The following is a 24789-nucleotide window of genomic DNA, read 5'->3' as shown; positions in this document are numbered from 1 at the left end:
AAATCCCTTACTTGTTGTCCGTCAGTAAAACCTGCAGCCCGCAAAGCTTTAGTTTTAAAACCTTTCAGTTTTAGAGCCTGTGCCTAGGCTATTGCTGCTATATTTTGTGCGTCATTCAGCGGTTCCAAATCACTTGGAGAGCTAATAGTTCCGCGCACAGCCGTAGCTGCAGCAACGAGAGGAGAAGCCAAGTGAGTGCGGCTTCCCTTACCCTGACGTCCTTCAAAGTTGCGGTTGGAGGTAGATACTGCTCGCTCATGCGCAACCATTTGATCTTGATTCATACCTAAGCACATGGAACATCCAGCATTACGCCATTCAGCACCAAAGTCAAGGAAAATCTTATCGAGACCTTCTTTTTCTGCCTGCAGACGTGCGCGCGAGGAAGCTGGAACAACGAGCACGCGGTGAAGGTTCTCCGCCTTATGACGTCCCTTCATGATTGCGGCAGCAGCACGCAGATCTTCGATGCGTCCATTCGTGCACGAACCGATGAAAACAGTATCTACTGCAATATCGCGCATTGGAGTGCCAGCCTTGAGACCCATGTATTTAAGCGCGGACTCGGCGGCAGCCTTATCGGTCGAGTCCGCGAAATCTTCTGGCGATGGAACGGAATCGTTGAGCGGAATGCCCTGTCCCGGGTTCGTTCCCCATGTAACGAATGGAGACAGCTCATCGGCGCGAAGGGTAATTTCCTTATCGAAAACAGCGTCATCATCGGTTACGAGAGACTTCCAGTATTCAACTGCTTTATCCCACATCTCGCCCTTAGGCGCATGTGGACGTCCCTTGAGGTATTCGAAAGTTGTTTCGTCTGGAGCAATCATGCCCGCACGAGCGCCACCTTCAATAGACATATTGCAGATGGTCATGCGCGCTTCCATAGACAGCTTGCGGATGGCTTCACCGCGATATTCGAAGACGTAGCCCTGACCGCCGCCAATACCAATTTTGGCAATAATTGCGAGAATAATGTCTTTAGAGGTTACGTCTGGCGAGAGTTCGCCTTCCACATTAATAGCCATGGTCTTAAATGGCTTCAAACTCAAAGTCTGCGTAGCCATAACATGCTCTACTTCAGACGTACCAATACCGAAAGCAAGAGCACCAAAAGCACCGTGCGTGGAGGTGTGCGAGTCACCGCACACAATGGTCATGCCAGGCTGAGTAACGCCTAACTGTGGCCCCATTGCATGCACAATACCTTGGTCAGCATCGCCAAGAGGATGCAGACGCACGCCAAATTCTTTACAGTTGGCTTCCAGCGTGGAAATCTGCTTAGCGCTTGTCTCGTCTGGAGAGACCTTGTCGATATTAAAAGTTGGAGTATTGTGATCCTCGGTGGCAAGAGTCAACTCGGTGTGACGCAGCTGGCGACCAGCTAGGCGCAAACCTTCAAATGCCTGAGGACTTGTTACTTCATGCATCAGCTGTAAATCAATATAAATGAGGTCAGGAGCACCATCTTCGCCTGTGCGAACGAGGTGGTCTTGCCACACTTTTTCTGCCATCGTTTTTCCCATGTAACTATTGTGCGCGACACGGTGGGATTGTCCGTGTTTGCATGTCACATATTGAGATGCCATAATACTTATATGACGAATGAGCAAATCAGTATCCACAATACGAACAGTAGCCCTGCAAAGCCTGAAATTGTAAAGTCTGGCGTGGGTGTTCTCGACAAAGCTGCTCTGATTCTCGACACGCTCGAGAAAGAGCCATGCTCGCTTGCTCAGTTGGTGAATGCCACTGGTTTAGCTCGACCAACTACACACCGCTTGGCCATTGCGTTGGAACGCCATCGTTTTATTTCTCGAGACCAGCAAGGGCGTTTTACAGTGGGCTCCCGTTTCGCAGAGTTGGCAACCGCCGCTGGTGAAGACCGTTTGCTTGCTTCTGCTGAGCCAATTTTGCAGACTTTGCTAGAGCGCACTGGGGAATCGGCGCAGATTTACCGACGTCAGGGCGATCAGCGCGTGTGCATTGCGGCTGTGGAGCGCACAAGTGGATTGCGTGATTCGATTCCAGTGGGGGCTATGCTGTCGATGGAAGCTGGATCTGCCGCTCATATTTTGCTTGCGTGGGAAGATAATGAACACATGCATCAAGGGCTGCGGCACGCTCAGTTCACTGCGCAGACTTTGAACACTGTGCGTAGGCGCGGATGGAGCGAGTCGATCAACGAGCGAGAAAAGGGTGTTTGTTCTGTCTCCGCTCCGATTCGCAACGCTGCTGGACATGTGATTGCTGCGATTTCTATTTCGGGTCCAGTTGACCGTATGGGTATTTCGCCTGGACGCCACTACGCTCCGCTGGTTATGAAAGCCGGTCGTTACCTCAGCGAAGCGATGTCGCGCGCGAAATCAGTATAACTTATAATATTTTTTACATGTTCAGGTAAATGGAGCAGTAAATAGAGCAAAATAGAATATGCCTGCGGTGTGAGGTTGAGAATATCCCTCACACCGCTTTTTGTGTGATATGGTGATTTTTGAAGCAGGTAGAGACTTAAGCGATTCCTAACACACAGCTTGAAGACTTGAGAGATTTCTGGCAGCTAACTCTTAGTTCTTGAGCCTCACACAGTTGAACAAGCTCCTGCGCCCACCAAATCAACGTGTTTTTTATCCATATGGCGAACCGCTTACAGCTATCGATAACGTTCCGCGTTAAAGCTGTCCGCACTTCAAATCAGTCTTGGAAAAGTTTTACCGAGCACAGATAAGCTCGACGGTATACGTTTTAGAGCGTGCTGTATCGTTCGTACCTACCAGTTAGCGTTACGTGGTAAAGCTTTTACCACGCGAAAGTAGAAGCCCATTTGGCTGTATCATTCATAGCTAATCACAACGATGAATAATACAGCAAACTAGTTCTTCGGACTTAGCGAGGTGTGTAGGTTACAAGTGCGCGAAAGTTGCTAGCGTCCACTTTTAAGAGTGATTGAAATCCGCGTTCATGCGTGAAGTCGATACGCGCAACCGATATGCCACGCGTGAAGCCATTTTTGCGCATCAAAACTGGCATAACAGGTGTATGAATCGGTTAAGCAGAATGCGAGAGAGTAAAAAACCCTCGAATTGAACACAGTGTAAAGACTGGTTGTACGAAACAGCTACAAGCTATGCACCTGCAAACCCCACCAACCTCCAAAACCCCCTAAAATCCCATGAGACATAACAGTTCATCGGACTTAGCAGGGGTTTATAGGTTGAGTCAGCGTGCAGATTGTGAGCGCTCAACGCCCACTGCCCTGCAACTAGCCGTCCACAGCCCCACAGCACAACAGCCCTACCCTACTTCTTCCTCCTAAAAGTCATCAGCGACACAATCCCCGCCACAACAGCAGCAACGCTCGCCAACACCTTCGGTTTACGCAGTAAATTAATGGCTTCTCCCGTATTATTTGGCATATATGTGCTCGCCAATGCATACGCCTTATTACCCGATGGCTTGCCCACTAAATCACCAAATTCCAACAGCTGCGTGCGCGGTTCAAAAGGATGCCGCACATCGAACTCGAATAATCGCGTCGCGCGCTTTTCAGGGTTTGGTCCGTAAGTACTAAATCCTGCGGTCGGCGTGCTCGTTAACAGCAAACCATCAACCACACCCGCCAAAGCGTTGCGGTGATCATGCGCAGCAGACAACGCAAAATAGTTATGCTCTTGCAAGAAACGGAATTCCCCACTGTCTTTATCCGGACAGCTAATCCCCTCACCCAAATAACTTCCTGGTAGTGTTCGTTTCTCATCAAGCACATAGCTATGGTTTTCGAAAGCGCGATATCCCTGAATAGCGTTAACCGTCGTTGCTGGTACCGAGTGTAGTAAATCATAGTATTTCTGTACTGGCATGTGCTGGAACGCTATAGCACGCACATTCATCTGACGTACTGCATGCTTCAAAAATTGCATAGCGCGCACGCTCGGCTGAGCGTAACCGCCTTCACGCGCATAATCGCCTGAATTAATAATAGTTATGCCTAAAAGATTGCTGCTGTTATATTCATCTCGCACAGGTAGCGCAAAAGTTCCCGCTTCACCTGAGTTAAGTACTTGCTGATTTTCAAGTGACGACGGCTTTTCCTCTTCGTCAGCACGAAGAGAAGGATTAATACAGCCCGAAAATTCGCGGTAAATATCTGTAAGCTCTTCGAGGCTCAAACCGCACTGAAAATCATGATTACCGAAAGTTACAGCAAAAGGAATACGACGATCAACAAGCGGTTGCAAGAACTGCGTTAAAGTTCCACGAACGATTTGACGGGTTCGCTCTTTTTCTGCAGAGTTCGGCTCGGCTGCGCGGTCAAGCCAGCGGCGCTTGATAAAAGTTGGAGAATACGCGGCATCATAGCCCGCGATTTGATTACCTGTAAAGATAACAAGATCAGGACGAGACGCATCGCAAGACGCAGCAATAAGTTTGACGGTATCTTTCGATACTTTTGGACCGTCTTGAATATCGCTTATCTGTAAGATGCGAAACTTACCGGACGCATGAAACTGAAGCTGTCCTAAACGCGCGGATACAGACGTTGACGCTGAGATTGCGTTTGATTCAGACTGCTCGCCGTCATTGTGCGATGTTTGCGTTTTTTTCTGCGTGTGTTTCTGCATATGACCCTCACTACCCATGAATTAAGCATACGGCAGGCAGCTTACGTTTTGCCTGAGAAACAAAAAATCTCTCAAGTCACCTGACTGAGAGATTTAATCGCTGGGATACCTGGACTCGAACCAAGAACGGCTGAACCAGAATCAGCTGTGTTGCCAATTACACCATATCCCAATATGGCGTGTCTTGAATGTGCACAATGTGCAACATGAAAGGCACTTCGTACCCCCAATGGGATTTGAACCCATGTTACCGCCGTGAGAGGGCGACGTCCTAGACCGCTAGACGATGGGGGCTTAAGTTATCCGTTACTTTTGACTACTGCCAACGCAACGGATACTTACAATACACTAATCCAAATGCTTGCGCAACTCGGCGAGTCGCGCAATGCTCAGGTCTTTTCCGAGAATCTCCATAGACTCGAAAAGAGGAGGAGATACGCGGCGACCAGACACAGCAACACGCACTGGCCCGAAGGCCAAGCGAGGCTTAATACCAGCGTCTTCAACGAGTACCTGAGTCAACACCTCATGCACATGTTCTGCCTTGAAATCTTCAGCTGGAATATCCTGCATTGTTTTCACAGCCATATCCAGAACCTCACCTGCAGATTCTTTCAGCTGCTTACGAGCATCCTTCTCCGGCTCAATATATTCTTCGGTCGACAGCAGGCTGCCCACCATGCCAGATACTTCGCCCAGCAAGCGCACACGTGGCTGTACCAGTTCGACGGAGTCAGTCAAAATCTCGCGCTCACGATCCGTCAAAGCATCCCAAGAATCAGCAGACACAACACCGTCCTTAAACAAGTACGGTACCGAGCGACGCAGGAAGTCAGCAGGCTCGAGCATACGGATGTGTTCGGCATTAATGGCAATCGCCTTATCCAAATCGAAGTGCGCTGGGTTAGCCTTTACGTCGCGCACGTCGAAGTTTTCAATCATCTCGTCCATGCTAAAGACGTCGCGGTCAGCTGCAATAGACCAGCCCAAACCGGCCAAATAGTTAAGCAAACCTTCGCGAATAAAACCGTTCTCGCGGTGCAAGAAGAGGTTGGACTCTGGATCGCGCTTGGACAGCTTCTTCTTTCCCTCGCCCATCACATAAGGCATATGACCGAACAAAGGCACTTGCTGAGCAATACCCAACTCAATCAAGTAACGATACAAAACAATCTGACGAGGTGTAGAGCTGAGCAGATCTTCACCGCGCAAAACAACGTTAATATCCATCATGGCATCGTCGACAGGATTGGTGAGCGTGTAGAGCGGGTCACCATTTGGACGCACGATTACATAATCTGGAACACTGCCGGCCTTGAACTCAATCTCACCACGAATCAAATCGTTAAAGCTAATGTTCTCGTCTGGCATCTTAATGCGGATAGCGGGCTTGCGACCTTCGGCACGGAAAGCTTCTTTCTGCTCTTCGGTGAGGTTGCGGTCGTAGCCGTCGTAACCGAAAGCAGCTGGACGACCAGCAGCCAAGTTACGCGCTTCAATCTCCTCAGAGGTGGAGAAGGACTCGTACGCATAGCCAGCCTCGAGCAGCTTAGACGCTACATCCTTGTAAATATCGCCGCGCTGGCTCTGACGGTATGGACCGTGAGGACCGCCCACATCGATACCCTCATCCCAGTCCAGACCAAGCCAACGCAAGGCTTCGAGAATCTGCTCGTAGGATTCCTGAGAATCGCGCTGAGCATCGGTATCTTCAATACGGAAAACGAAAGTGCCCTTGGTGTGGCGCGCTTCAGCCCAGTTAAACAAAGCGGTACGCACCATGCCTACGTGAGGAGTTCCTGTTGGCGATGGGCAGAAACGCACGCGCACGTTTTCTGGCAGTTCTGGCTTAGAAGTTGCTGCTGCATCGCTTGCCGTATCACTTATTGCACCGCTTGCTACAGCTGCGGTATTATTCACATTTGTTTCAGTGTCTTGTGTCATAGGGACTATTGTAGGTAGGAGGCTGTATGAACGCGTTTTTTGCGTGACGCGCGGGACACTACTTCGTGCGAGCAGGCTTACAAGAGCATGACCGCGCAACTGCGAGACGGGCAAGAGACCGCGCGACCATGCAACGTATGCGAGCATGACCGCACACATACAGTCCGTAATGCTGTAGGAAGCCACGGGTGGCAGCAAGAGGCAAAAGCAGCACACAAAACTGAGTAATAGTGAGTGAGTAGGTAGAAGCTTTTATGGCATCCTTAAAAACAGGTAATACGAGAAGAAAAAACGCAACAAGCGGTTCATCGAAAACAGCACAACAGCAAACTGCATCTTCCCCTCTTTCCTCGCAGGCGCAGGATTACAGTAAGTCATCTTCGCAAATCATAAACACGCTCACCGCTCTCACCACCCCTCTCACCACCGCTCTCACCCACGCAGCTCCCACCATCATCGTCCTAGCTATTGTCTGCACAGCGTGGCAAATCAGCGCAGACAAAAACCCAACCGTTGCGCGCGCTTTCGCTTCACCAAGCGCCATCATTGAAGCAGTTCGTCTCAACTGGCCCACGCTCACCATGCATTTGAGCGTTACTATTTTCGAGGCCGCATGGGGTTTTGCGCTCGCCGTCGTTATCGGCATACTTCTGGGCGTGGCGCTGTATTTGTGGTCACTTGCTAACGCAGCTTTTATGCCCATCCTCACCACAATCCAAACATTGCCGCTTATCTCAATTACGCCTTTTGTGCTGTGGTGGTTTGGTTTTGACGAAATTGGCAAGATTGTGCTCGTTGCCGTTTTTGGCGCCTTCCCTATTGCCATCCAAACTTCGCGCGGACTGCGTGCCGTTCCTCAATATTTTGCTGACGTTGCGCTCACCTGTGGCGCTACTCGCTCGTGGACGTTATGGCATGTTCTAATCCGCGTGGCTACGCGCCAAATTTTTAGTGGCATTCGCATTGCCGGCACCTACACCTTAGGCACGGCTGCCACCGCGGAATATATGGGAAGTCGTCGAGGTATCGGTATTTTCCTGCAGTCAGCCTATAACTCTTTCCAAGCGCCTCTCGTCTGGGCGTGCACGTTATCCATCGCTCTTCTCACCGGCATTCTCATGCTGGTTATTGTTGCAACCGAACGCATTATGCTGGGCGACCCTGAGCAAGATTTAATTGATTAAGCCCGCAACCATGTTTTACAATAAAACGAGTCGCATGTGAGGAGTTAATATGGCAACGATAACGTATTCACCTGCTTTCGGTGAGCCGCCCAAGCATCAACCATATTATGGCGCTAATCCGTTGCAAGCCGCGAAGCGTTTCTTTACGAAATACGCGACTTTTACCGGTCGCGCTTCCCGCAGTGAGTTTTGGTGGCCACTTTTCCTCATCTGGCTTATTATGCAAGCTTTGAACATTATCAGTTTTATTATTCCGCCTCTGGAAATTCCTGCAGCTGTTATTGACGGGATTCTTTTTATTGGCTCAATTACTCCATTTTTTGCTGTAGCAACCCGACGTATGCATGACGTGAATTTATCCGGTAAATGGCTATGGCTACTGCTGGGAGCCAGCACGATTGGCCTGTATGTATGCTTTATTATTGGCATAGCTGTGATGATTGTGACGATGAGAAATATGACTGCTTCTCTGCCTGCATTTTTCACCGCTTTTATTTTGATTCTGCTCGTTTTGGCGTCTGTTTTGTGTTGGATTGCTTTTGTTATGCTGATGGCTAAGTCAAGCGTAGATAAGGGTGTGCGTTTTGACGTAATTCGCACGGTGATTCCTATAGCAGTACCAGCGCCAGCAGCATATGCACCTGGACAGTTTGCGCAAAACCCTGCTCCAGTTCCATCCTCGTATCAAGCTTAAACAGCTCTTGGGGATTTTAGTGGGTCTTAGAAGAGGACGTTGCCTAAAATACATCGCCTCGATGTGAATGTGGTTTGGCTTCATGCGTGAAGTCGATACGCGCAACCGTTATGCCAGTTTTGAAGCCATTTTTGCGCATCAAAACTGGCATAACAGGTGTATTAATCGGTTAAGCAGAATGTGTGAGAGTAAGAACTCTTCGAATTTAACGCAGTTTGAAGTCTGATTGTGCACGCCACAGCACCACATCACCACAGCCCTACAGCTCTACTTCTTCCTTATTCGGATCGTCCTTAATATGGGCAAACTTCTCAGCCAAAGCCGCTTTACTCTTGCGCTCATCCTCTTCCTTAGCCAAACGCTTTGCCTCATCTTTATCCCACAAAATTTCATCGTGACGATACTGCCAGTGCTGAGCCGCAGTCTCTACCAATTGAATAGCAGCGGAATCATCCACACCTGACTCATACACAGTAACCAATTGCTCAGCGCGAGCAAAAGTACGCGGCGTATCGCAAGAATCCAAGTATTCGTTGGCAATCAAAATCATCAGAGCCGGACCGCTTACCAGATCTTCCGAACCATCAACAATCACTTTTGCTACAGAAGCAGCAAGCCTAAAACCGCGCACAAGGTTCGCAACATCATCACCCTCACCCTCTTCAGAAGCCTGAGCATCGTCAGCGTCAAGCAGCGCTTCAATCGTCCCCAAATCAGCAGATACAGCGCCTCCGTTAGCCAAACATGCAGCTGCCTGAACAATCGCTATTGCTTCCCCAGTCTCCTGAATCTCGTGAGCCTGCTCAAACGCATCATTTGCAGCCAACAGAGCATCTACAAGCACCTGGTTGCGCCCAGGGATCTCTTCTGCTCCCTCAAAAACATACTCAGCATCCGCAATAGTCAGGTCTGCAGCCTCAGGGCTATCTAAGCCCAGCAGCAGTTTGGCAATCTCAAAGGTCTGACGAACCTGCATATTATCGCCAAAATGTACGTCATTATCGAGCTGCTGAGCATCCGTCAGCGGCCATAGAGACTCCAAACGTGCCGCGGCTGCATGAGCCTGTTCCAGAAGAACCGCTGGAATATTGCGCGTTGACTGAACCATCGTATCTCCTCGTTGAGCTTGTTCCTCGTTTATTGTACGTCAGCGGCTGGGTCTGCGTATTCAATACTCGCCAGTTTGTGCGTTCCCACTTCGAAAGTAAAACTTGTTACCGAGGCAAGCGCCGTTTTGCGCAACAGCATATTATGCTCCGGACGGCCTTTTTCCATCAGACAGCGGAACGACCAGATAGGCGACTCATGCATGACAGCAAGAACGTTTCCTTCTGGGTATTCGTCTACTTTTTCGAAGACGAAATCCTGCACGCGCGTAGCTATCTCCTGATAGCTCTCTCCCCAGCTAGGACGCCATAAATTTTGCACGAGCTTCCAGTTACCGTTTTTCCATAGCGCGCCTTCACCATAACCGATACGTTTACCTCGAAACTCGTTACGCGCCTCGATAATACGCTCGTCTGTGGTTATAACGTCGTAAATATTTCCGCTCTGCGGCATCTTTCCGAGCTCCTCAACGATAGCAGTAACTGTGTCGATTGTGCGGTCGAGAGGTGAGGAAAAGATAGCGGTTGGATTTTTTGTTTCTGCTTTGTTGGCTAGATAACGTCCGGTTTCGTGAGCCATGCGCATACCGCGCTCAGACAGATGAAAACCCGGTAAACGCTCGTAGAGCACGTGCTCGGGGTTATAGACCTCGCCGTGACGGATAAGATGAACCGTTGTGTATGTGCGCTCTGTCATATTAGAAGTTCGATCCGTTCCAGCCCCAGTCAGCTGTAGCAGTGTAACGAATGTAGATATGATCTTGGGCGATGCCAAGAACCGAGTGGAGCGCTGCCATAATCTGTTCAGTTAAGGATTCCCAAGACTCGCGGGCGATTTGATTACGTCCCAACACATTAACTTCCACATAGGCAGCCGGCTCAGAATCATCGCCGCCAAAATAAATAGGCATATTATCTTCAAACGGACACATAAGCCATGTTTCGGATTTTCCAGGAATAGCAGTAATAGCTTGACCGTAGATAGTTTTCAGTTCCTCGCGCTGATTTTGCGTGGTTCCTACGCTGACGTGTGTATGGATAACTGGCATAATAACCCTCGTCTTTCTTGAAGTTCTCGTTCTATTGTAGCTTTTCTCTGCGTCTATTTACCATATTTCAATGACCACACGCCCAGTTTATGAGAGAAAGAGTTTTCATCGATAGAACCGTCTTTAGGTGCGTCCAGCAACCATTTACGGATAACGAAGTTCCACACTGCAACAACAACTGTAGCTGTAATCTTTCCACCGTTTGTATAGAGAGCATAGGTAGCATCTCCTGGCTTAGCACCTGCTGGAAGCATCACTTCAGTAGCAAACCACAAGATGGCAAAGTTAATGAGCAGACCGACTACTGCAGAGAAGATAAAAATAGTCATCTCCATCCAGCGAGCCATGTCGTTACGATGAACAAAAACAAACTTCATGCTGGCAAGGTAGTTAAAAATTAACGACAAACAGAAAGAAATTGTTCCTGCGACAGTAGCATTCATATGCAAGGTTGCTACTAAAACGTTAAGAATGCCGAAGTCTAGAACAGCAGCAATAACACCGACAATACCGAATTTAGCAATTTGAGCAATAAGGTTCTTCATTCTGTCTATTAAACCGCGCCCATTGGAACGTTTACTAGGAATTTAATCAGAATTGACCGAGCCTGCACAAATGTTTCATGTTCTGCGCATAACTGTTACCTGAAGGTATCTGGATATTATTGTCATGGTCAGTAGAAACTTGTACGTGTATTTTGCAGAAGAAATATACTCCTGCTACGAAGAAGGGCAAGCTCACATTGAGAACGAAGATATAGGTTACAACACCGAGTAACACGGATGCGATGAAGTTTGAGGCGATATTGAGCACGTTACCTGTAAGACATTGCACGTCTACGGACTTTTCGATAAGTTCTTCGTTATCATCCAGGACTATAGGAACAAAGCTCATTTCTAAAGCACTCATAACAGTGCTGACGAGGTTGAAAACAAAGTTAATCGCAAAAAGAGCTGTAACATGCCATCACCAGGTTAAGCAGGTAATAATGAGTATAACGAGAACAATAAAAGATATTTGGAAGATGACGAGATAAAGCTTTTTATGATTTATGCGGTCAATGATATGACCATACAAAAAGCTGAACATCGTTGGAATCATGGATACAAGCACGAATAAAGACAGCGAACTCGCCTCGATGTTATCCACCTTAACTAAACCAATAGTTACTGCCGCAGCGTAAAACTATCAGCGATATTAAGAAAACTTTTACCAAGAATAAGCTGCATGAAATCATACGTAAAATCTTTAACCGATATCACAAAGAATCACCTGCTTATTGTGCGCTATTTATAATGTAGCGCTTCACCTCGTATTTTTTTAATTATTTTGAGAAAAAATTTATATTATTTATTAATAACATGCTCTCAACCTGAGGTTATAACGTGAGGAGCAAAGTTCATAAAAATGCTGATGAACGATATGGACATAATACCGTTCATCAGCATGGAAGGAAGGTGAGAAAGGCATCGGCTTGCAGTAACCGATATTTAGCAACTTCTACTCAACATTGGCATGATTAGCGCCAGCCTGGGCATCCGTTCCGCCAAAACACAAAAATCGTCCCATCACTTTCCAATCAAAAGCAATGGGACGATTGATTTTAAATGCTTTTACAAGCCTAAAGCTTACTCAGCAACAACCTTCACAGTGAACTGTGCGGAGATTTCTGGGTGCAACTGTACGGTTGCAGTGAAATCACCAGTGGTCTTAATGTTGTCTACAGTAATAGCCTTAGCAGAAACTGCATTACCCTTAGCACTGAGAGCCTTAGCAACTTCTGGAGCAGAGATTGCACCGAAGAGCTTGCCGGATTCAGATACCTTAGCAGTAATTTCTACTGTAGTACCTTCAATAGCTTCTTTAGCTGCAACTGCATCTTCACGGGAAGCAAGAGCCTGCGCACGGCGAGCACGCTGAAGCTGCTCAATCTGTGCTGCTGCACGCTTGGTCCATGTGAAAGCATAGCCCTGTGGAATTAGGAAGTTACGTGCATAACCTGCAGAAACTTCTACAACGTCACCGGACTGACCGAGACCGTTCACAGAATCAAGGAGAATAACCTTAGTGTTCTTTGCCATGGTATTATCCCTCTTTCTTTAGCGACCGTTGGTTGCGTATGGAAGCAAAGCCATTTCGCGTGCGTTCTTAATAGCGCGTGCGATCTTACGCTGTTCCTGTACGGTTACGCCGGTAATACGACGGGAGCGAATCTTGCCGCGGTCAGAGATGAACTTGCGCAGCAATGCAACGTCCTTGTAATCAATTTCGGTAATCTTTGCAGCCTTCAATGGGTTTGGCTTCTTCTTGAAAGGCTTTACTGGTGGCTGAGGCCTTTTGCGTGACATGTCACACTCCTTAAAAATTTAACTTTAGATGCGCTTTCTTCGTGCTTCTTATATCTATCTGTTAGAAAGAAATCTCGTCAGAACCGAAATCAGGTGATCCACCGAAACTAGAACCTCCGCCGAAGGAGTCTGCAGAGTCATCGGATGCACTCCATGGATCTGTTGATGGAGCAGATGCAGCGTTATAGCTTGCACCGTTCGAGTAGTTTGGAGCCGATGCTCCGCCCTGGAATCCACCATTACCAGCTGGAGAGTTCTGTGCTCGAGGAGCAGAGAAGTTTCCTGAGTTACCAGCACCAGAAGAAATGCGGTTCACGGAGGCAGTCGCACGCAACAAGGATGGACCAATATCGGTAACACGCAATTCCACCACAGTACGGCTTTCGCCCTGCTGCGTTTGGTAGGAGCGCTGAACGAGGTTGCCCTGTGCAATAACGCGCATACCCTTCGTGAGGGACTGTGCAATATTGCTGGCCATGGTGGTGTACTGGGAATCCCAGCAGCTGCAACGCATAAAGAGCGCTTCACCGTCTTCGAACTGACCTGTAGAGCGATTGTATGTACGAGGAGTGGATGCAATAGTGAAGTTCACTACGCGGCTTCCATTTCCTGTGGTACGCAACTCAGGATCGGCAGTGAGATTACCCACTACAGTAATGACGGTTTCTCCAGCCATGACTATCTCCGTTAATTGGAAAGTAAAATCTAAAGTTTTACGTTTACTTTATTTTTTCGATCGCGTTCGCCCGGCTTAAGCAAAGCAAGCGAGCGCGGATAACAACGATTTACTCAGCGTCGGTACGAAGAATCTTCGTGCGAACGATGGACTCGTTGAGGTTCAGCAAACGATCAAGTTCGTCGCTTGTTGCTGGCTCGGCAGTGTAGTTCACTACAGCGTAGTTACCTTCGGTCTTGCCTTCGATTTCGTAAGCCAACTTGCGGCGGCCCCACACGTCAACATTGTCGACGGTACCCTTTTCGTTGGTGACTGTTTCCAGATAGGTATCAACCAACTTCTTCACTGCGCGTTCATCCAGTTCAGGATCAGCAATGAGCATGAGTTCATACTTGTGAGCAGACATCACCCACCTCCTTCGGACTTATCGGCTGCAGACCTTCTGCAGCAGGAGAATGTGTTTACTCTATGTTTGACGCAATCCGCGTCAAGACAACTCTTCTAGGATACTCGCGCCACCCGACGAGAGCAAGTTAGAGCGCACGATACGCTTCCTCGAGTTCCGCTCGGCTCGGACAGGTAGACGGACCGAACTTTTGCGTAGACAATGCGCCCGCACAATTGGCCAGTTTGAGCGCTTCCTCGAGGCTCATTCCCTCAAGCATGGCTGCGCATAGAACACCCGCATGTGCGTCTCCTGCTCCGTTCGTATCCACCACGCTGACCGTGGGCGTTGGAATATAGGCCGCGCCTTCACTCAGCCAAGCGCCCTGCTCTCCTGCCCGCAGCAAAACACGCGCAGATAGCGCTTGAGCCAAGTTTGTGCAACGCTCGGCAAGGTCGTCCGAAGCGCTGACTGCGAGGCGCCCGCACAAGATCGCGCTTTCACGTTCGTTAAGCGACCATAACGGGTTGAGATTGGCTACCGCGTCGAGACTGCTCTGTTCGATAGAGCCAACCATAGGACCGACATCGAAAAGCGTAAAACCGCTACGCCCTGCATGAGCGCGAGCAAAGCGTTCCAGAGCAATACGGTTATCCGTGTGAGCGAAAGAGTAGCCCGAGAGATACACAACATCGTCATCGGCTACTTCGAGGTTTTCGTAGAAGTCATGAGGAACGTGCGTTTCAGCTCCGCGGGTAGACACAAAAGTGCGTTCACCACTGGAATCGGTCATAGCAACACAGATGCCAGTATCCATGCTAGGAACGCGCGCACCGCAGAACACAATGCCAATCTCATCGAGCGCCTTGAGAGCCAGCTGAGCCATTGGTCCTTCTCCTACAGCGCCGACATACACAGCATCCGCACCCATCTGTTTGGCCGCGTACAGCACGTTATAGCCGCCGCCCGCGTGAACGCCTGAGTCAGAAGCGAAGACATCGCCGCCCGACTCGGGTAGAGCGTCAATGAGCAAAGTAAAGTCAATAATAACTTGACCAAAATGCAGTACGCGCGCCATAGCTACTCCTTCGAGCGAGCGCCGCCCCACGCGGCGTAAATGCCGGCGGCCAAAAGCATGGTGACGAGCCACGCCAAACCGTTCTTGCCGATAAACGTGCCGGCGAGCGGACCGGAGAACCAGACTTCATCGGCCGAAACGCGTGCGGTAACGAACAGGTAGCCGACAATAAACGCAACAACCCAGCTGACGCAGCCAGACACGTTAAAGCCGGCGGCGTACCAGTAGCGCGAACGAGGGGAAAGATCGACGAGGGAATCGCCATCATAGGTGCGGCGGTCAATCATATCGACAAGGAAAATACCTGTCCACGCGGCGAGCGGAACGGAAAGTAGCGAAATGAAGGTGATGAACGGGCCATAGAATCCGTCGAAACCGAGCGTAAAGTAGAGCGCGCCTGCCGTGGTCACAACGACGTCGACGACCACTGCCACCGTGCGTGGAATGCGAATGCCGGTAGCCAGCGTGGCTAAACCTGCGGAATACACGGACTGACTGTTGCACATGAGCAGACCTGCGAAAGCGGAAATCAAGTATGGCACAGAAACCCAAGCTGGAAGCTGATCGCGCACAGCAATCACTGGGTCGGCAGCAGAAGCGATACCGGAGCCACCGGCGGTTAAAATCGCGCCAACGGTAATAACGAGAACGAGCGGAATGCCTGCGCCGGCAGCGGCAGACCAGATGAGCGAGCTGGTTTTTACGTCTTTCTTCTGGTAACGTGCCATATCCGCGCCCGAGTTCACCCAGCCAATACCTGTTCCCGCAGCAATCGTGCCGATGCCAATCAGTACAGCGCTCAGTGAGCCAGGCTTGCCGGACAGAACGAGCGACCAATCAACGGTTGCAGCCAAATAGCCAGCGACCAGTAGCGTGAGAGCACCGAAAATCCAGGTTGCCCATTTTTGGATTTTGAGGATAAAACCGTGACCGGCCACGGCCACAATAATCGTGAGGACCACGAAAATGAGGATAAAAGCGAGGACTAAGCCTGGCGCTTCTTTCGCGGTAACCGGCGTCTTAAAGATGATTGCCCACAGAGAGAGCAGTGCGAAAGCGCCGGTAATCGTATTAACGGTTTCCCAGCCTAAACGGCTACACAAGGCAACAACTGCCGGACCGATGTTTCCGCGCACACCGAAAATGGCGCGCGATAAACCGAGCGATGGCGCTCCTCCGCGGCGACCGGCAACAGAAATAATGCCGACGAGGGCGAAGGATCCGAACGATCCGATAGCCGTAACGAGCACGGACTGCCAGACGTTCAAGCCCAACGAAATGAGCGTTGCTCCCAGTGGGATGCCCAAAATGGAAATATTGGCGGCGAACCACACCCAAAACAGCTGACCGGGCGTACCGTTGCGCTGATCGTCGGGAACTGGTTCCAAACCGCGTTGCTCAACTTTGGTGAGCATGTACGATTGCTTTGACGAATTTTCAGCCATAATTTTTCTTTCTCCTTTTCTCTTTTTGTCTCGCTCAACATGCTCACCGCGCGTTTAGCCGCGTAGAGCGCATAACTGTTGAGCAAGGGGCTCTAAGTTCAGGCGCGAAACCTGAGTGATGGTGGCGATGACGTGCTCAGGGAATGCGTTCGCCGCTCCGCTTGCGCCGAGAATGGCGCCGCACATGGCTGCAATAGTGTCGGTATCTCCTCCGAGCGATACAGCTTCGCAGAGTGCGACAAATGGTTCGTCAGCGAATCGCCAGGCCAGCGCGAAAGCTGCTGGAATCGATTCGTTGGATTCAACAGAAGTGCCACACACATTGTGCAGGAAGTGTTCAAACTCTGTATCGGTAGCATGGCTGGCGGCATTGAGCGCCACTTCTGTGCGAGCTACAACGTCTGCTTTTGCGCTCCAGGCACAGTCGAAATCGGCGATAAAGTCGCGCATGCGCGTAATGCACTGCACTGCCTCTTCAAGAGCATCGCGGGTATTCGCACCGTCAATACCGAAACTCACCGCGGCTGCAACAAGCGCCGCGGAAGTAAAACCATGCACCGTGTTATGCGTTACTTTGCAGGATTCATGCACGCGTTCAGCTAAACGGCGCACATCACTCGACGGATTCGCTATACCTACAGGAGTAACGCGCATGGCCGCACCGTTGGTTGTTCCTGTGCGCCCGGTAGTGCGACCATCTGCACCGTTTCGAATGTGTTCGAGAGCAAGTTTGGTAGAAGGTCCAAGCAGATCATGCGAGCCTCGCGCCCGCATATCGTCTTCCCAATCGAGCAGTTCGTGAGCTAAAGCGAGCGCATCAATATGCCCTTTGCCGTTAATAATTAAGCGCGCTACGATAAGCGCTTGTTCGGTATCGTCTGTGACCGAGCCGGCAGGCATGTTCGGAGCAATAGGCTGGTCGGCAATGGCATCGCGCAAACCATCGATAGTGCCGTACGCTTGCTTAATCCACTCAGCGCTCATGCTTTGCGTGGGCATACCTAAGGCATCCCCCAGCGCGAGGCCTTGTAATGCTCCTAAGGAACGAGAAAATGCTGGCGAAGGCGTAGTCATGCTCATGCAGCTTTCTGTAAGAGGTTAGGTTACGAGTAAATGCGATGACTAATAATAAAAACTACTGCATCTGATGCACACGATAACAGAGCGCATGGAGCATGTATAAAGCCGCTACGCATACTCATCGGTATACGTAGCGGCTTCAAACTATTGAAGCAAGGCTGTCCATTATTCGAGCACTGCAACACCGTGCGTTGAGGCTACGAGCTCGCCGTCCACACCCAAGCGAGCACGGAAGTCACGACCGTCCGAGCTGGTCACTTCTGTGCGACCATCTTCGAGAACACGAGACGAAAACACAACCGAGCTGCCGTCTTCTTCACTTACACGCACCTGCGCTTCGCCAAATACAGCCAAAACAGCATCCTTACCATACTCATATTCAGGCGAGGTTGCGCCTGGATGCGTTGGAATAATACTGCCATCACACACCCACAGTGGTACTGTATCGAACGCGTGGTTTTCCTTGCGCCACACGCCATGCTCAGACTCCGCTTTTTCGCCGGTAAACCAGTTCGTCCACGTGCCCGCTGGCAGATAATATTCCACATCTCCACTGTAGCTAAATACTGGCGCGACCAGCAGGGATGGGCCGAACATGTACTGGCGATCCAGCACACGCGCTGTTGGATCTTCTGGGAATTCCAAGAACATCGAGCGCATCACTGGCGTTCCATGCGCTTCTGGTTGCAATCCCAATTCGAACAGGTACGGCATCAGTTCCAGCTTGAGCAAGGTAAACTGACGCAGCACGTCGACAGCGCTCTGACCAGGTGCATTGATTACGCCGTTCTTCTCATCTTCTTCGTCGAACAACCATGGCACGCGATACACAGTCGAACCATGCAAACGCGAGTGGGAGCCGAGCATACCAAAGGCAATCCAACGCTTGTACACCGCTGGGTCTGGGAAAGCACCTTCGAAGCCACCAATATCGTGACTCCAGAAGCCGAAGCCCGACGATGTGAGCGACAATCCTGCACGCAAGCTTTGAGCCATGCCGTTAAAGGTAGATTCGCAGTCACCACCCCAATGCACTGGCTGCATTTGACCGCCCACCGTGGCAGAACGCGCATACAAGCAAGCCTTACCCTTGCCATAGGTTTCTTCGAGTCCCTCGAAAACCGTCTGATTATACAGTTGCGTATACCAGTTATGCATCGACAGCTTAGGAGAACCATCCGCCCACACAACGTCTCGAGGAATACGCTCACCAAAATCAGTCTTAATCGCGTCTACGCCATGAGCGAGCAGAGCCTTAACTTTACTCTTATACCACGCGCGCGCATCCGGATTCGTAAAATCAACCAATCCCATGCCTGCTTGCCAAAAATCAGTCTGCCAGACCTCACCATTTGGCTTCTTCACGAGATATCCGCGCTCTAAAGCTTCCTTAAACGCCGAACCGCGCTGACCCAGATACGGGTTAAGCCATACGCACACATGCAATCCCTTGTCTCCGTGCAGACTGCGCAAGCTCTTCTCCACCTGGTCAATCGTGCCGAAGAAACGCTCATCGAACTCGAAATCAGTCCACTGGAATTCACGCATCCAATAGCAGTCGTAATGAAAAGCGCTTAGCGGAATATTGCGCTCAGCCATACCATCAACAAAACTGTTTACGGTCTTTTCGTCGTACTTGGTGGTAAAAGAGGTGGTGAGCCACAAACCGTAACTCCAGGTCGGAACGCGGGTTGGGCGGCCGGTCAGCGCCGTGTAGCGCTCCAAAATTTCTTTTGGTGTCGGACCGTAAATAATGCAGAAATCAAGCGCTTCTCCCGGAACCGAGAACTGCACAGCCTCAGTATTTTCGCTACCCACCTCATACGAAACGTGACCGCGATTGTTCACGAGCACGCCATAGCCACGTGAGGTCATATAGAACGGAATATCCTTGTAGCCCTGCTCGGAAGCGGCGCCGCCGTCCTCGTTCCAAATATCGATGCTCTGGCCGTTCTTAATATACGTGCCGAAGCGCTCGCCGAAGCCATACACCTGCTCGCCCACGCCCAGATGCAGCTGGATAGAGCTAAAAACCTCAGACTCATCGCGCGCCGTTCCGTCGAGCGACACGCCAAACTCGCCCGCTGGCTGAGCCGACACAGCAGCTCCCTCAGCCAGCGCGAAATGAGCCAGAGACTTACCCGCCGAACTGGTGAGCTCCTCGCCACGCGCCTCAAAACTCAAGTTCCACGGAGCACCCTTGACTACGCGGGCAGACAGCTCGCCCGAGGTGAGCGTAACGCTCGCTCCGTCCTCGCCTGCCTCACCATCGCCGTTGCCCTGAGCCTCTACCGACACGCGTGGATTGTTGTGCACATCTTCCTCGTTGAGCGGGAAGCCTGGATACTGCGTAGCTCCTGACCAATGCTCGGATCGCACGCGGATAACGCCTTCTGCTGGGGAGCTGAGGGTTACGTCGAAAATTGGCAGGTTGAGCGTGTTCGCACGATCGTTGACTTTCATGGATGTCGCGACGATATTTACTTCTTTACGCTCTGTATCCGGATGCAGCTCATACGCTTCGCGCGCATAGATAGCGCTTACTCCGTCTCGCAGGAGCCAGTAGCCGTTCGTAAACTTCATTGTTTATCCTTCTCCGTTTCGTTTTTGTTGGTTTGATTGTATTACTTGACCGCGCCGGTGGTAATACCTCGAGCCAGTGTGCGCTGGAAGATAAGGTAGAACACCAAGGTTGGCACAATGCTAATAAGCGAGGCGGCGGCGATAGTAGTAACATCCATCAGGCGGTCGCCCGACAGCGATGCCACTGCAATTGGAATTGTTTGCGTATTGTTGTCGATCAAGAATGCCATTGGAATCATGTACTCATTCCAGGTCCAGATGAAGAAGAAGACGAGCATAACCGACAGTGTTGGCTTAGAAATTGGGTACACAATCTTGGTAAAGATAGTCCACCTGTTTGCACCATCGATGGTAGCTGCTTCCAGAATTGCTGAAGGGAATGTGCCATACACGCTAGAGAGCAAGTAAGTTCCAAATGCGCTTTGAATAACGGTGAAGATAATAACCACTGCCCACTGTGAGTTGTACAGGCCAATTTCCTTGAACATAATGTAGAGCGGATAGAGCATTGCTTCTTGTGGAAGCATATTCGCCAACATAATGAGCAGAATAATCCAGCGACGCCCCTTAACACGGCCGATTCCTAAGGCGAAAGCGTTGAACATCGACAAAATAACAGCCAGCACTGCCACCAGACCGGAAGTCCATACGCTATTCCAGAGCTTTTCTGGATAATTCACGCGGTTCCAGAACTTCATAAGGCCATCGAATTGGAGCTCGGTCGGAATGCTTAATGGCCCAGAGCTATTGTATTGCGCTGTTGTTTTAAACGCATTGAGCAGCAACACAATAAATGGGAAGAGCATAACCAATCCACCCACAATAAGGAAGGCAAGAATAAGCCAATCTCCGCCGGTGCGAATTTTGCGAGCGCGAGGAATACATGTTGATATACGTGTTGAGGTAGCCATTTTATGCCTCATCTTCCTTTGCAACCTTCTCCTGAAGGGTGGTGAAAATTACGGATACGATAACAACCACAATGGTGAGTGCGGTTGCAATTGTTGCACCGTAACCAACTTGTTGCGATTGGAAGAACTGTGTGTAGGAATAGTAGGACGGAACGATAGTGGAGGTACCTGGACCGCCTCGAGTAAGCATGTAGACTGGCCCGAATACCTTAAGTGCTGCAATGGTGCAGGTAAGAGCAACCACGAAAATTTCTGGGCGAATGGACGGCAGAGTAATGGCGGTAAAGCGTTGCCACCAGTTTGCGCCATCTAAGCTGGCTGCTTCATACAGTTCTGGATCGACGCGCTGCAGGCCAGACATAAAGATAATGAGCGGGTAACCAATTTGAATCCAAATCATAATAAGCATAAGGAAGATGAGTGCTGTATCTGGCTTTCCTAACCAGTCATGCTGCAGAGCTCCCAAACCAATTACCTTAAGAACCGCGTTGAGTGCACCGTTTTCTGGACGGAAAATCCATCCCATCACCAACGCTGCCACAGAAATCGGCAGAAGCTGAGGGAAGTAGTAGATTGCTCGGAAAGTGGAGGCTGCTTTCGCACCGAACTTCTTTTGCACAACATCGAACATAAGTGCCGACAGAACCAAGCCAATCAAAATAGGAATAATTACCATAGCGATAATCATCCAAATAGAGTTTCTAAACGAGGCCCAGAACGTGGCATCAGTCATGAGTTTCTGCCAGTTTTTAAGCCCCGCCCATACCGGCGGTTTAATGCCACGGTATGTGGTAAAGCTCAGATAGAGATTCCAGATGGCTGGGATAACGATAATCCACAGCAACATAATAAAGCCCGGAATAAGGTAGAGCCAGAACCTGTTGGATGGACTGCCCGGGATACGCGAGGCTTCAGCTGTGCGCGTTCCTGATTTATGTGATTTCTTTGATGTACTCATTGTGTACTCCACTGATTGTGCGCGAGATTGCACGCGCGTGCTGCTGGTGCTGTTGGTTGCCGAAAAAGAGCGCGCGGGGTCTTGCCGGGGAGAAAACGGCTTCCCCGCACGCATAGTTATTGGATTTTGTGAAGGTGTCTTTTTATTCTTTAACGCCAGCGTCTGCAACACCCTTGTCATAATTAGACTTCATCTGTTCCAGCGTCTTCTTTACATCAGATGTGCCATTAACCAGCTCTTGGAGAGATGCATTAAGCTCATCGTAGAAAGTGGATGTTGGCCAGTCTGGGTAGAATCCCAAACCATCATCTTTAAGAACAGTGTTAAAGGATTCGATGAGTTCCTTAGACTTTTCATCGGTAATAGCATCTGGATCTGCAGCAATTGGCAAACCACCTGCGTTGCCCATAAGGTTTTGCACTTCTGTGCTAAGAGTAATGTCGATAAACTTAGCAGCCAAATCCTTGCGTGTGGAGCGTTCTGGAACAACCCAAATGTTGCCGGACGAGCCCACAACCTTCTTACTGTCCGGGAAGGTAGAGAAGGTCCAGTTCGTGTCTGGAATTTCAGTCTGGAAGCGACCAAACCACCAGGTTCCCGAGAAGAACATCGGGTAGGTACCATTCATAAAGGCCTGACCTGCATCTTCTGCCTTCACACCAGTGGAGTCCTTAGAAATGTAGCCTTTCTTTACCCAATCAGCAATAGTTTGGGTAGCATAGGTGAGCTCTTCGTCACTCCAATCGACATCGCCCTTATACATTTCGTAGGCATCGATAAACTTGTTATCTGCCTTACTCAGAGCCAGCTGCCACCACAGGTGCTGCAATGGATATTCTGCTACACCTTCGGACAGTGGAGTTACGCCATTATCTACGAACTTTTGCATTGCAGCTTCCAGTTCGTCATAAGTCTTTGGAATTTGGATGCCGTACTTGTTGAACATGTCCTGGTTGTAGTACATCACCACATCTTCACCGTAATTGGTGATGCCGTACCAGTTACCAGAGCCCATAATGCCCTTGTCATCGTATTTTCCGGTGGCTGCCAGGCTGCCGGAAATCTTCTTATCCCAGCCGTATTCCTTTACGTAATCGCCCAAATCAGTAAGCAATCCCTGACTTGCAAGCAAACCAGCTGTTGCATTGCCCTTGTTGTATTCCATAACGTCTGGAACCTGATCGGAATTGAGAATTTGCGAAGCATTCTGACGAATCTGTTCGAAAGACTTCTTCTCGAACTCAACCTTTACACCGTACTTCTTCTCAAAAATTTCGATAGCTTTATCCCAAGCCTTACCCTGAGCACCACTTGATTCCTCATAATGCCAGACCTTGAGCGTTTTAGGATCTTTCTCCTGCTGAGTGCTTTGCGAGCCGCAGCCAGCAACAGAGAAGAGAGCAGCAACAGCTACGCCTGCAGCTACAAGTTTGGATAGCGTTTTCATGTCGTCTCCTTCGACGATGTCCTTCTTAACTCTCACCACATCTATGTGGTTCTGATTGTCTTCTCGTCCTCATCTTCGAGTCGAACAATCATGTAGTAATAGCGTACGGAGAACAGTGCAAGGAGAGCAATATAATTTCGATAAATTTCGATGGGTTTATACCTTACGTTTTTCCAAAGGAACCGGGCCAAGCGTGCCCATCGGCATGTATTCCCCATGAATAAGTTCCACCGATCCCACATCATCGCGCTGATGTTGCAAAACTTCCATAAGAACATCTACCGCGCGTTTGCAGGCGGCTGCTGGATCCATAGGAAACTCGTCGATGGGCTGAGGCAAGCGTGAAGCCCCATTTGTACAGGCAGAAATAACAGACATATCTGCTGGCACACCGATGCTGCGTTGATGCAAAATATCCATGAGCATGCCTGCGCCAGCTGTGCTACCCTGCCAAAAAATGGCTGAAATCTGAGGGTCTCGCGCAAGTCCCAGGTCAAGAGAGTGCTCAATTTCTGTTTTCGAATACCCACTCAAACTTTCAAAACTAACATGCACACCTAAATCAGCACCACACTTTTCTGCTGCGTCGCGGTAACGTACAAGATAATTCGATCCATCTTCAAACGCACTATCTACACCGCCTAAAATCAAAGCATGTGTATGACCAAGTTCATGCACTTTTATCACAGAATCACGTCCCAGCTGCTCAAAATCCAAATCAACAGCCCAAATATTTTCCGTATTATTCGGATACCCCACAGCTACCACAGGAACTGGCAAATTTTTAGCAATCTCTGCACGCGAGTCAGACAGCAAAACATCAAGCAGTAAAATACCGTCAACCATATTGTTTTCAACTACACGATACATTTCTGCATCGCCGCTTTCATGCATAAGCAATAAAATATCGTAGCCGTAACGGCGAGCGTGCTGCGCTAAAGCAAAGAAAAATACGGCATAATTCGTGTAATCCGTATACCGATGAACTGGCGAACTGAGCGCAATCACTTTCGTAGGTTTCGAGGACGATGAATCCAACAAGCCTAACTGTTGAGCAATTATACGGTTTTTCGGCACATAGCCGAGCTTTTTTGCTGTATCAAGAACGCGAGCGCGCGTTTCCTTACTAATCGAACGGTTTCCGTTAATAACGTACGATACCGTACTAACCGCCACACCGCAGTGACGAGCAACATCGCTAATGCTTACTTTCTTTGACCGCACTCTTGCATTGTATCTGCAGAAGTAAACGAGCGCACTTGGCACCTCGTACCTGCTC

23 protein-coding genes and 2 tRNA genes are annotated in these 24789 nt (G+C 49.7%); 3 read left to right on the top strand and 22 right to left on the bottom strand.

Annotated features, from left to right (window positions below; translation table 11 throughout):
* Window positions 1-83: 83 nt before the first annotated feature.
* Complete coding sequence (leuC, locus tag G464_RS09140; RefSeq protein WP_022857126.1) at window positions 84-1526, bottom strand: 3-isopropylmalate dehydratase large subunit; 1443 nt, start codon at window positions 1524-1526, stop codon at window positions 84-86.
* 72 nt (window positions 1527-1598) lie between these two features.
* Here leuC and G464_RS0105960 point away from each other — a divergent pair, with 72 nt between their 5' ends.
* Window positions 1599-2375 carry an IclR family transcriptional regulator gene (locus G464_RS0105960; protein ID WP_021617551.1) on the top strand — a complete coding sequence of 259 codons (777 nt, stop codon included), beginning with the start codon at window positions 1599-1601 and terminating at the stop codon, window positions 2373-2375.
* Window positions 2376-3299: 924 nt separating this feature from the next.
* Here G464_RS0105960 and G464_RS0105955 read toward each other — a convergent pair.
* From G464_RS0105955 to gltX, 4 genes are all read right to left on the bottom strand, one after another.
* On the bottom strand, window positions 3300-4622 hold the full coding sequence (locus G464_RS0105955; protein ID WP_049188157.1) for a metallophosphoesterase: 1323 nt from the start codon (window positions 4620-4622) through the stop codon (window positions 3300-3302).
* A 100-nt stretch (window positions 4623-4722) separates the two neighbouring features.
* Window positions 4723-4794, bottom strand: a tRNA-Gln gene (locus G464_RS0105950).
* 49 nt (window positions 4795-4843) lie between these two features.
* A tRNA-Glu gene (locus tag G464_RS0105945) sits at window positions 4844-4916 on the bottom strand.
* A 54-nt stretch (window positions 4917-4970) separates the two neighbouring features.
* Window positions 4971-6566: a glutamate--tRNA ligase gene (gltX, locus tag G464_RS0105940; protein WP_022857124.1), complete on the bottom strand. Its 1596-nt coding sequence runs from the start codon at window positions 6564-6566 to the stop codon at window positions 4971-4973.
* Window positions 6567-6820: 254 nt separating this feature from the next.
* Between gltX and G464_RS09135 the strand changes: the two genes are divergently transcribed.
* Together G464_RS09135 and G464_RS09720 are read left to right on the top strand one after the other, a co-directional pair.
* Window positions 6821-7750, top strand: a complete 930-nt coding sequence (locus G464_RS09135; protein WP_022857123.1) for an ABC transporter permease — start codon at window positions 6821-6823, stop codon at window positions 7748-7750.
* A 49-nt stretch (window positions 7751-7799) separates the two neighbouring features.
* Entirely contained in the window at window positions 7800-8444 is a 645-nt protein-coding gene (locus G464_RS09720; RefSeq protein ID WP_022857122.1) for a DUF805 domain-containing protein, read from the top strand.
* Between the two features lie 259 nt (window positions 8445-8703).
* Here the strand turns inward: G464_RS09720 and G464_RS0105925 are convergent, their stop codons facing one another.
* From G464_RS0105925 to G464_RS0105845, 17 genes are all read right to left on the bottom strand, one after another.
* Complete coding sequence (locus tag G464_RS0105925) at window positions 8704-9552, bottom strand: hypothetical protein (RefSeq protein ID WP_022857121.1); 849 nt, start codon at window positions 9550-9552, stop codon at window positions 8704-8706.
* Between the two features lie 29 nt (window positions 9553-9581).
* Window positions 9582-10247 (bottom strand): histidine phosphatase family protein, encoded by a 666-nt coding sequence (locus G464_RS0105920; RefSeq protein ID WP_022857120.1) that lies wholly within the window; start codon window positions 10245-10247, stop codon window positions 9582-9584.
* 1 nt (window position 10248) lies between these two features.
* Window positions 10249-10599, bottom strand: a complete 351-nt coding sequence (locus tag G464_RS0105915; RefSeq protein WP_022857119.1) for a phenylpyruvate tautomerase MIF-related protein — start codon at window positions 10597-10599, stop codon at window positions 10249-10251.
* Between the two features lie 53 nt (window positions 10600-10652).
* On the bottom strand, window positions 10653-11144 hold the full coding sequence (locus G464_RS0105910; protein ID WP_022857118.1) for a GtrA family protein: 492 nt from the start codon (window positions 11142-11144) through the stop codon (window positions 10653-10655).
* Between the two features lie 46 nt (window positions 11145-11190).
* Window positions 11191-11508, bottom strand: a complete 318-nt coding sequence (locus tag G464_RS10355; protein ID WP_022857117.1) for a hypothetical protein — start codon at window positions 11506-11508, stop codon at window positions 11191-11193.
* Between the two features lie 719 nt (window positions 11509-12227).
* Window positions 12228-12680, bottom strand: a complete 453-nt coding sequence (gene rplI / locus G464_RS0105900; RefSeq protein WP_021617537.1) for a 50S ribosomal protein L9 — start codon at window positions 12678-12680, stop codon at window positions 12228-12230.
* 18 nt (window positions 12681-12698) lie between these two features.
* Complete coding sequence (gene rpsR / locus G464_RS0105895) at window positions 12699-12947, bottom strand: 30S ribosomal protein S18 (RefSeq protein ID WP_018142554.1); 249 nt, start codon at window positions 12945-12947, stop codon at window positions 12699-12701.
* 61 nt (window positions 12948-13008) lie between these two features.
* Window positions 13009-13623: a single-stranded DNA-binding protein gene (locus G464_RS0105890; RefSeq protein ID WP_022857116.1), complete on the bottom strand. Its 615-nt coding sequence runs from the start codon at window positions 13621-13623 to the stop codon at window positions 13009-13011.
* Between the two features lie 109 nt (window positions 13624-13732).
* Complete coding sequence (gene rpsF / locus G464_RS0105885) at window positions 13733-14029, bottom strand: 30S ribosomal protein S6 (RefSeq protein WP_021617535.1); 297 nt, start codon at window positions 14027-14029, stop codon at window positions 13733-13735.
* A 127-nt stretch (window positions 14030-14156) separates the two neighbouring features.
* Window positions 14157-15086: a PfkB family carbohydrate kinase gene (locus G464_RS0105880; RefSeq protein ID WP_022857115.1), complete on the bottom strand. Its 930-nt coding sequence runs from the start codon at window positions 15084-15086 to the stop codon at window positions 14157-14159.
* Window positions 15087-15088: 2 nt separating this feature from the next.
* Window positions 15089-16531 carry a purine-cytosine permease family protein gene (locus tag G464_RS0105875; RefSeq protein WP_021617533.1) on the bottom strand — a complete coding sequence of 481 codons (1443 nt, stop codon included), beginning with the start codon at window positions 16529-16531 and terminating at the stop codon, window positions 15089-15091.
* Window positions 16532-16585: 54 nt separating this feature from the next.
* Window positions 16586-17611: an ADP-ribosylglycohydrolase family protein gene (locus tag G464_RS0105870; protein WP_021617532.1), complete on the bottom strand. Its 1026-nt coding sequence runs from the start codon at window positions 17609-17611 to the stop codon at window positions 16586-16588.
* 165 nt (window positions 17612-17776) lie between these two features.
* Window positions 17777-20194: an alpha-xylosidase gene (gene yicI, locus G464_RS0105865; protein ID WP_022857113.1), complete on the bottom strand. Its 2418-nt coding sequence runs from the start codon at window positions 20192-20194 to the stop codon at window positions 17777-17779.
* 41 nt (window positions 20195-20235) lie between these two features.
* Complete coding sequence (locus tag G464_RS0105860) at window positions 20236-21105, bottom strand: carbohydrate ABC transporter permease (protein WP_022857112.1); 870 nt, start codon at window positions 21103-21105, stop codon at window positions 20236-20238.
* A 1-nt stretch (window position 21106) separates the two neighbouring features.
* Entirely contained in the window at window positions 21107-22063 is a 957-nt protein-coding gene (locus G464_RS0105855) for a carbohydrate ABC transporter permease (protein ID WP_022857111.1), read from the bottom strand.
* Between the two features lie 142 nt (window positions 22064-22205).
* A complete protein-coding gene (locus G464_RS0105850) occupies window positions 22206-23510 on the bottom strand; it encodes an ABC transporter substrate-binding protein (RefSeq protein ID WP_022857110.1) in 1305 nt (434 codons plus the stop codon).
* Between the two features lie 156 nt (window positions 23511-23666).
* Complete coding sequence (locus tag G464_RS0105845; protein ID WP_026472650.1) at window positions 23667-24734, bottom strand: LacI family DNA-binding transcriptional regulator; 1068 nt, start codon at window positions 24732-24734, stop codon at window positions 23667-23669.
* Window positions 24735-24789: the final 55 nt, after the last annotated feature.

The organism is Alloscardovia omnicolens DSM 21503 (assembly GCF_000420505.1).
Lineage (GTDB): Bacteria > Actinomycetota > Actinomycetes > Actinomycetales > Bifidobacteriaceae > Alloscardovia > Alloscardovia omnicolens.
Note: the sequence above shows the minus strand (reverse complement) of the source record. Positions and strands in the feature narration are given on the sequence as shown.

Excerpts from the sequence above, each read along its gene's own strand:
- G464_RS0105890 (WP_022857116.1), bottom strand. The coding sequence starts at position 13,623 with ATGGCTGGAGAAACCGTCATTACTGTAGTGGGTAATCTCACTGCCGAT.
- G464_RS10355 (WP_022857117.1), bottom strand. The coding sequence starts at position 11,508 with ATGAGTGCTTTAGAAATGAGCTTTGTTCCTATAGTCCTGGATGATAAC.
- G464_RS0105910 (WP_022857118.1), bottom strand. The coding sequence starts at position 11,144 with ATGAAGAACCTTATTGCTCAAATTGCTAAATTCGGTATTGTCGGTGTT.
- G464_RS0105915 (WP_022857119.1), bottom strand. The coding sequence starts at position 10,599 with ATGCCAGTTATCCATACACACGTCAGCGTAGGAACCACGCAAAATCAG.
- rpsR (WP_018142554.1), bottom strand. The coding sequence starts at position 12,947 with ATGTCACGCAAAAGGCCTCAGCCACCAGTAAAGCCTTTCAAGAAGAAG.
- G464_RS0105960 (WP_021617551.1), top strand. The coding sequence starts at position 1,599 with ATGACGAATGAGCAAATCAGTATCCACAATACGAACAGTAGCCCTGCA.
- G464_RS0105920 (WP_022857120.1), bottom strand. The coding sequence starts at position 10,247 with ATGACAGAGCGCACATACACAACGGTTCATCTTATCCGTCACGGCGAG.
- G464_RS09720 (WP_022857122.1), top strand. The coding sequence starts at position 7,800 with ATGGCAACGATAACGTATTCACCTGCTTTCGGTGAGCCGCCCAAGCAT.
- gltX (WP_022857124.1), bottom strand. The coding sequence starts at position 6,566 with ATGACACAAGACACTGAAACAAATGTGAATAATACCGCAGCTGTAGCA.
- G464_RS0105860 (WP_022857112.1), bottom strand. The coding sequence starts at position 21,105 with ATGGCTACCTCAACACGTATATCAACATGTATTCCTCGCGCTCGCAAA.
- G464_RS0105955 (WP_049188157.1), bottom strand. The coding sequence starts at position 4,622 with ATGCAGAAACACACGCAGAAAAAAACGCAAACATCGCACAATGACGGC.
- G464_RS0105925 (WP_022857121.1), bottom strand. The coding sequence starts at position 9,552 with ATGGTTCAGTCAACGCGCAATATTCCAGCGGTTCTTCTGGAACAGGCT.
- yicI (WP_022857113.1), bottom strand. The coding sequence starts at position 20,194 with ATGAAGTTTACGAACGGCTACTGGCTCCTGCGAGACGGAGTAAGCGCT.
- G464_RS0105870 (WP_021617532.1), bottom strand. The coding sequence starts at position 17,611 with ATGAGCATGACTACGCCTTCGCCAGCATTTTCTCGTTCCTTAGGAGCA.
- G464_RS0105880 (WP_022857115.1), bottom strand. The coding sequence starts at position 15,086 with ATGGCGCGCGTACTGCATTTTGGTCAAGTTATTATTGACTTTACTTTG.
- leuC (WP_022857126.1), bottom strand. The coding sequence starts at position 1,526 with ATGGGAAAAACGATGGCAGAAAAAGTGTGGCAAGACCACCTCGTTCGC.
- G464_RS0105855 (WP_022857111.1), bottom strand. The coding sequence starts at position 22,063 with ATGAGTACATCAAAGAAATCACATAAATCAGGAACGCGCACAGCTGAA.
- G464_RS0105850 (WP_022857110.1), bottom strand. The coding sequence starts at position 23,510 with ATGAAAACGCTATCCAAACTTGTAGCTGCAGGCGTAGCTGTTGCTGCT.
- G464_RS0105875 (WP_021617533.1), bottom strand. The coding sequence starts at position 16,531 with ATGGCTGAAAATTCGTCAAAGCAATCGTACATGCTCACCAAAGTTGAG.
- G464_RS09135 (WP_022857123.1), top strand. The coding sequence starts at position 6,821 with ATGGCATCCTTAAAAACAGGTAATACGAGAAGAAAAAACGCAACAAGC.
- rpsF (WP_021617535.1), bottom strand. The coding sequence starts at position 14,029 with ATGTCTGCTCACAAGTATGAACTCATGCTCATTGCTGATCCTGAACTG.
- rplI (WP_021617537.1), bottom strand. The coding sequence starts at position 12,680 with ATGGCAAAGAACACTAAGGTTATTCTCCTTGATTCTGTGAACGGTCTC.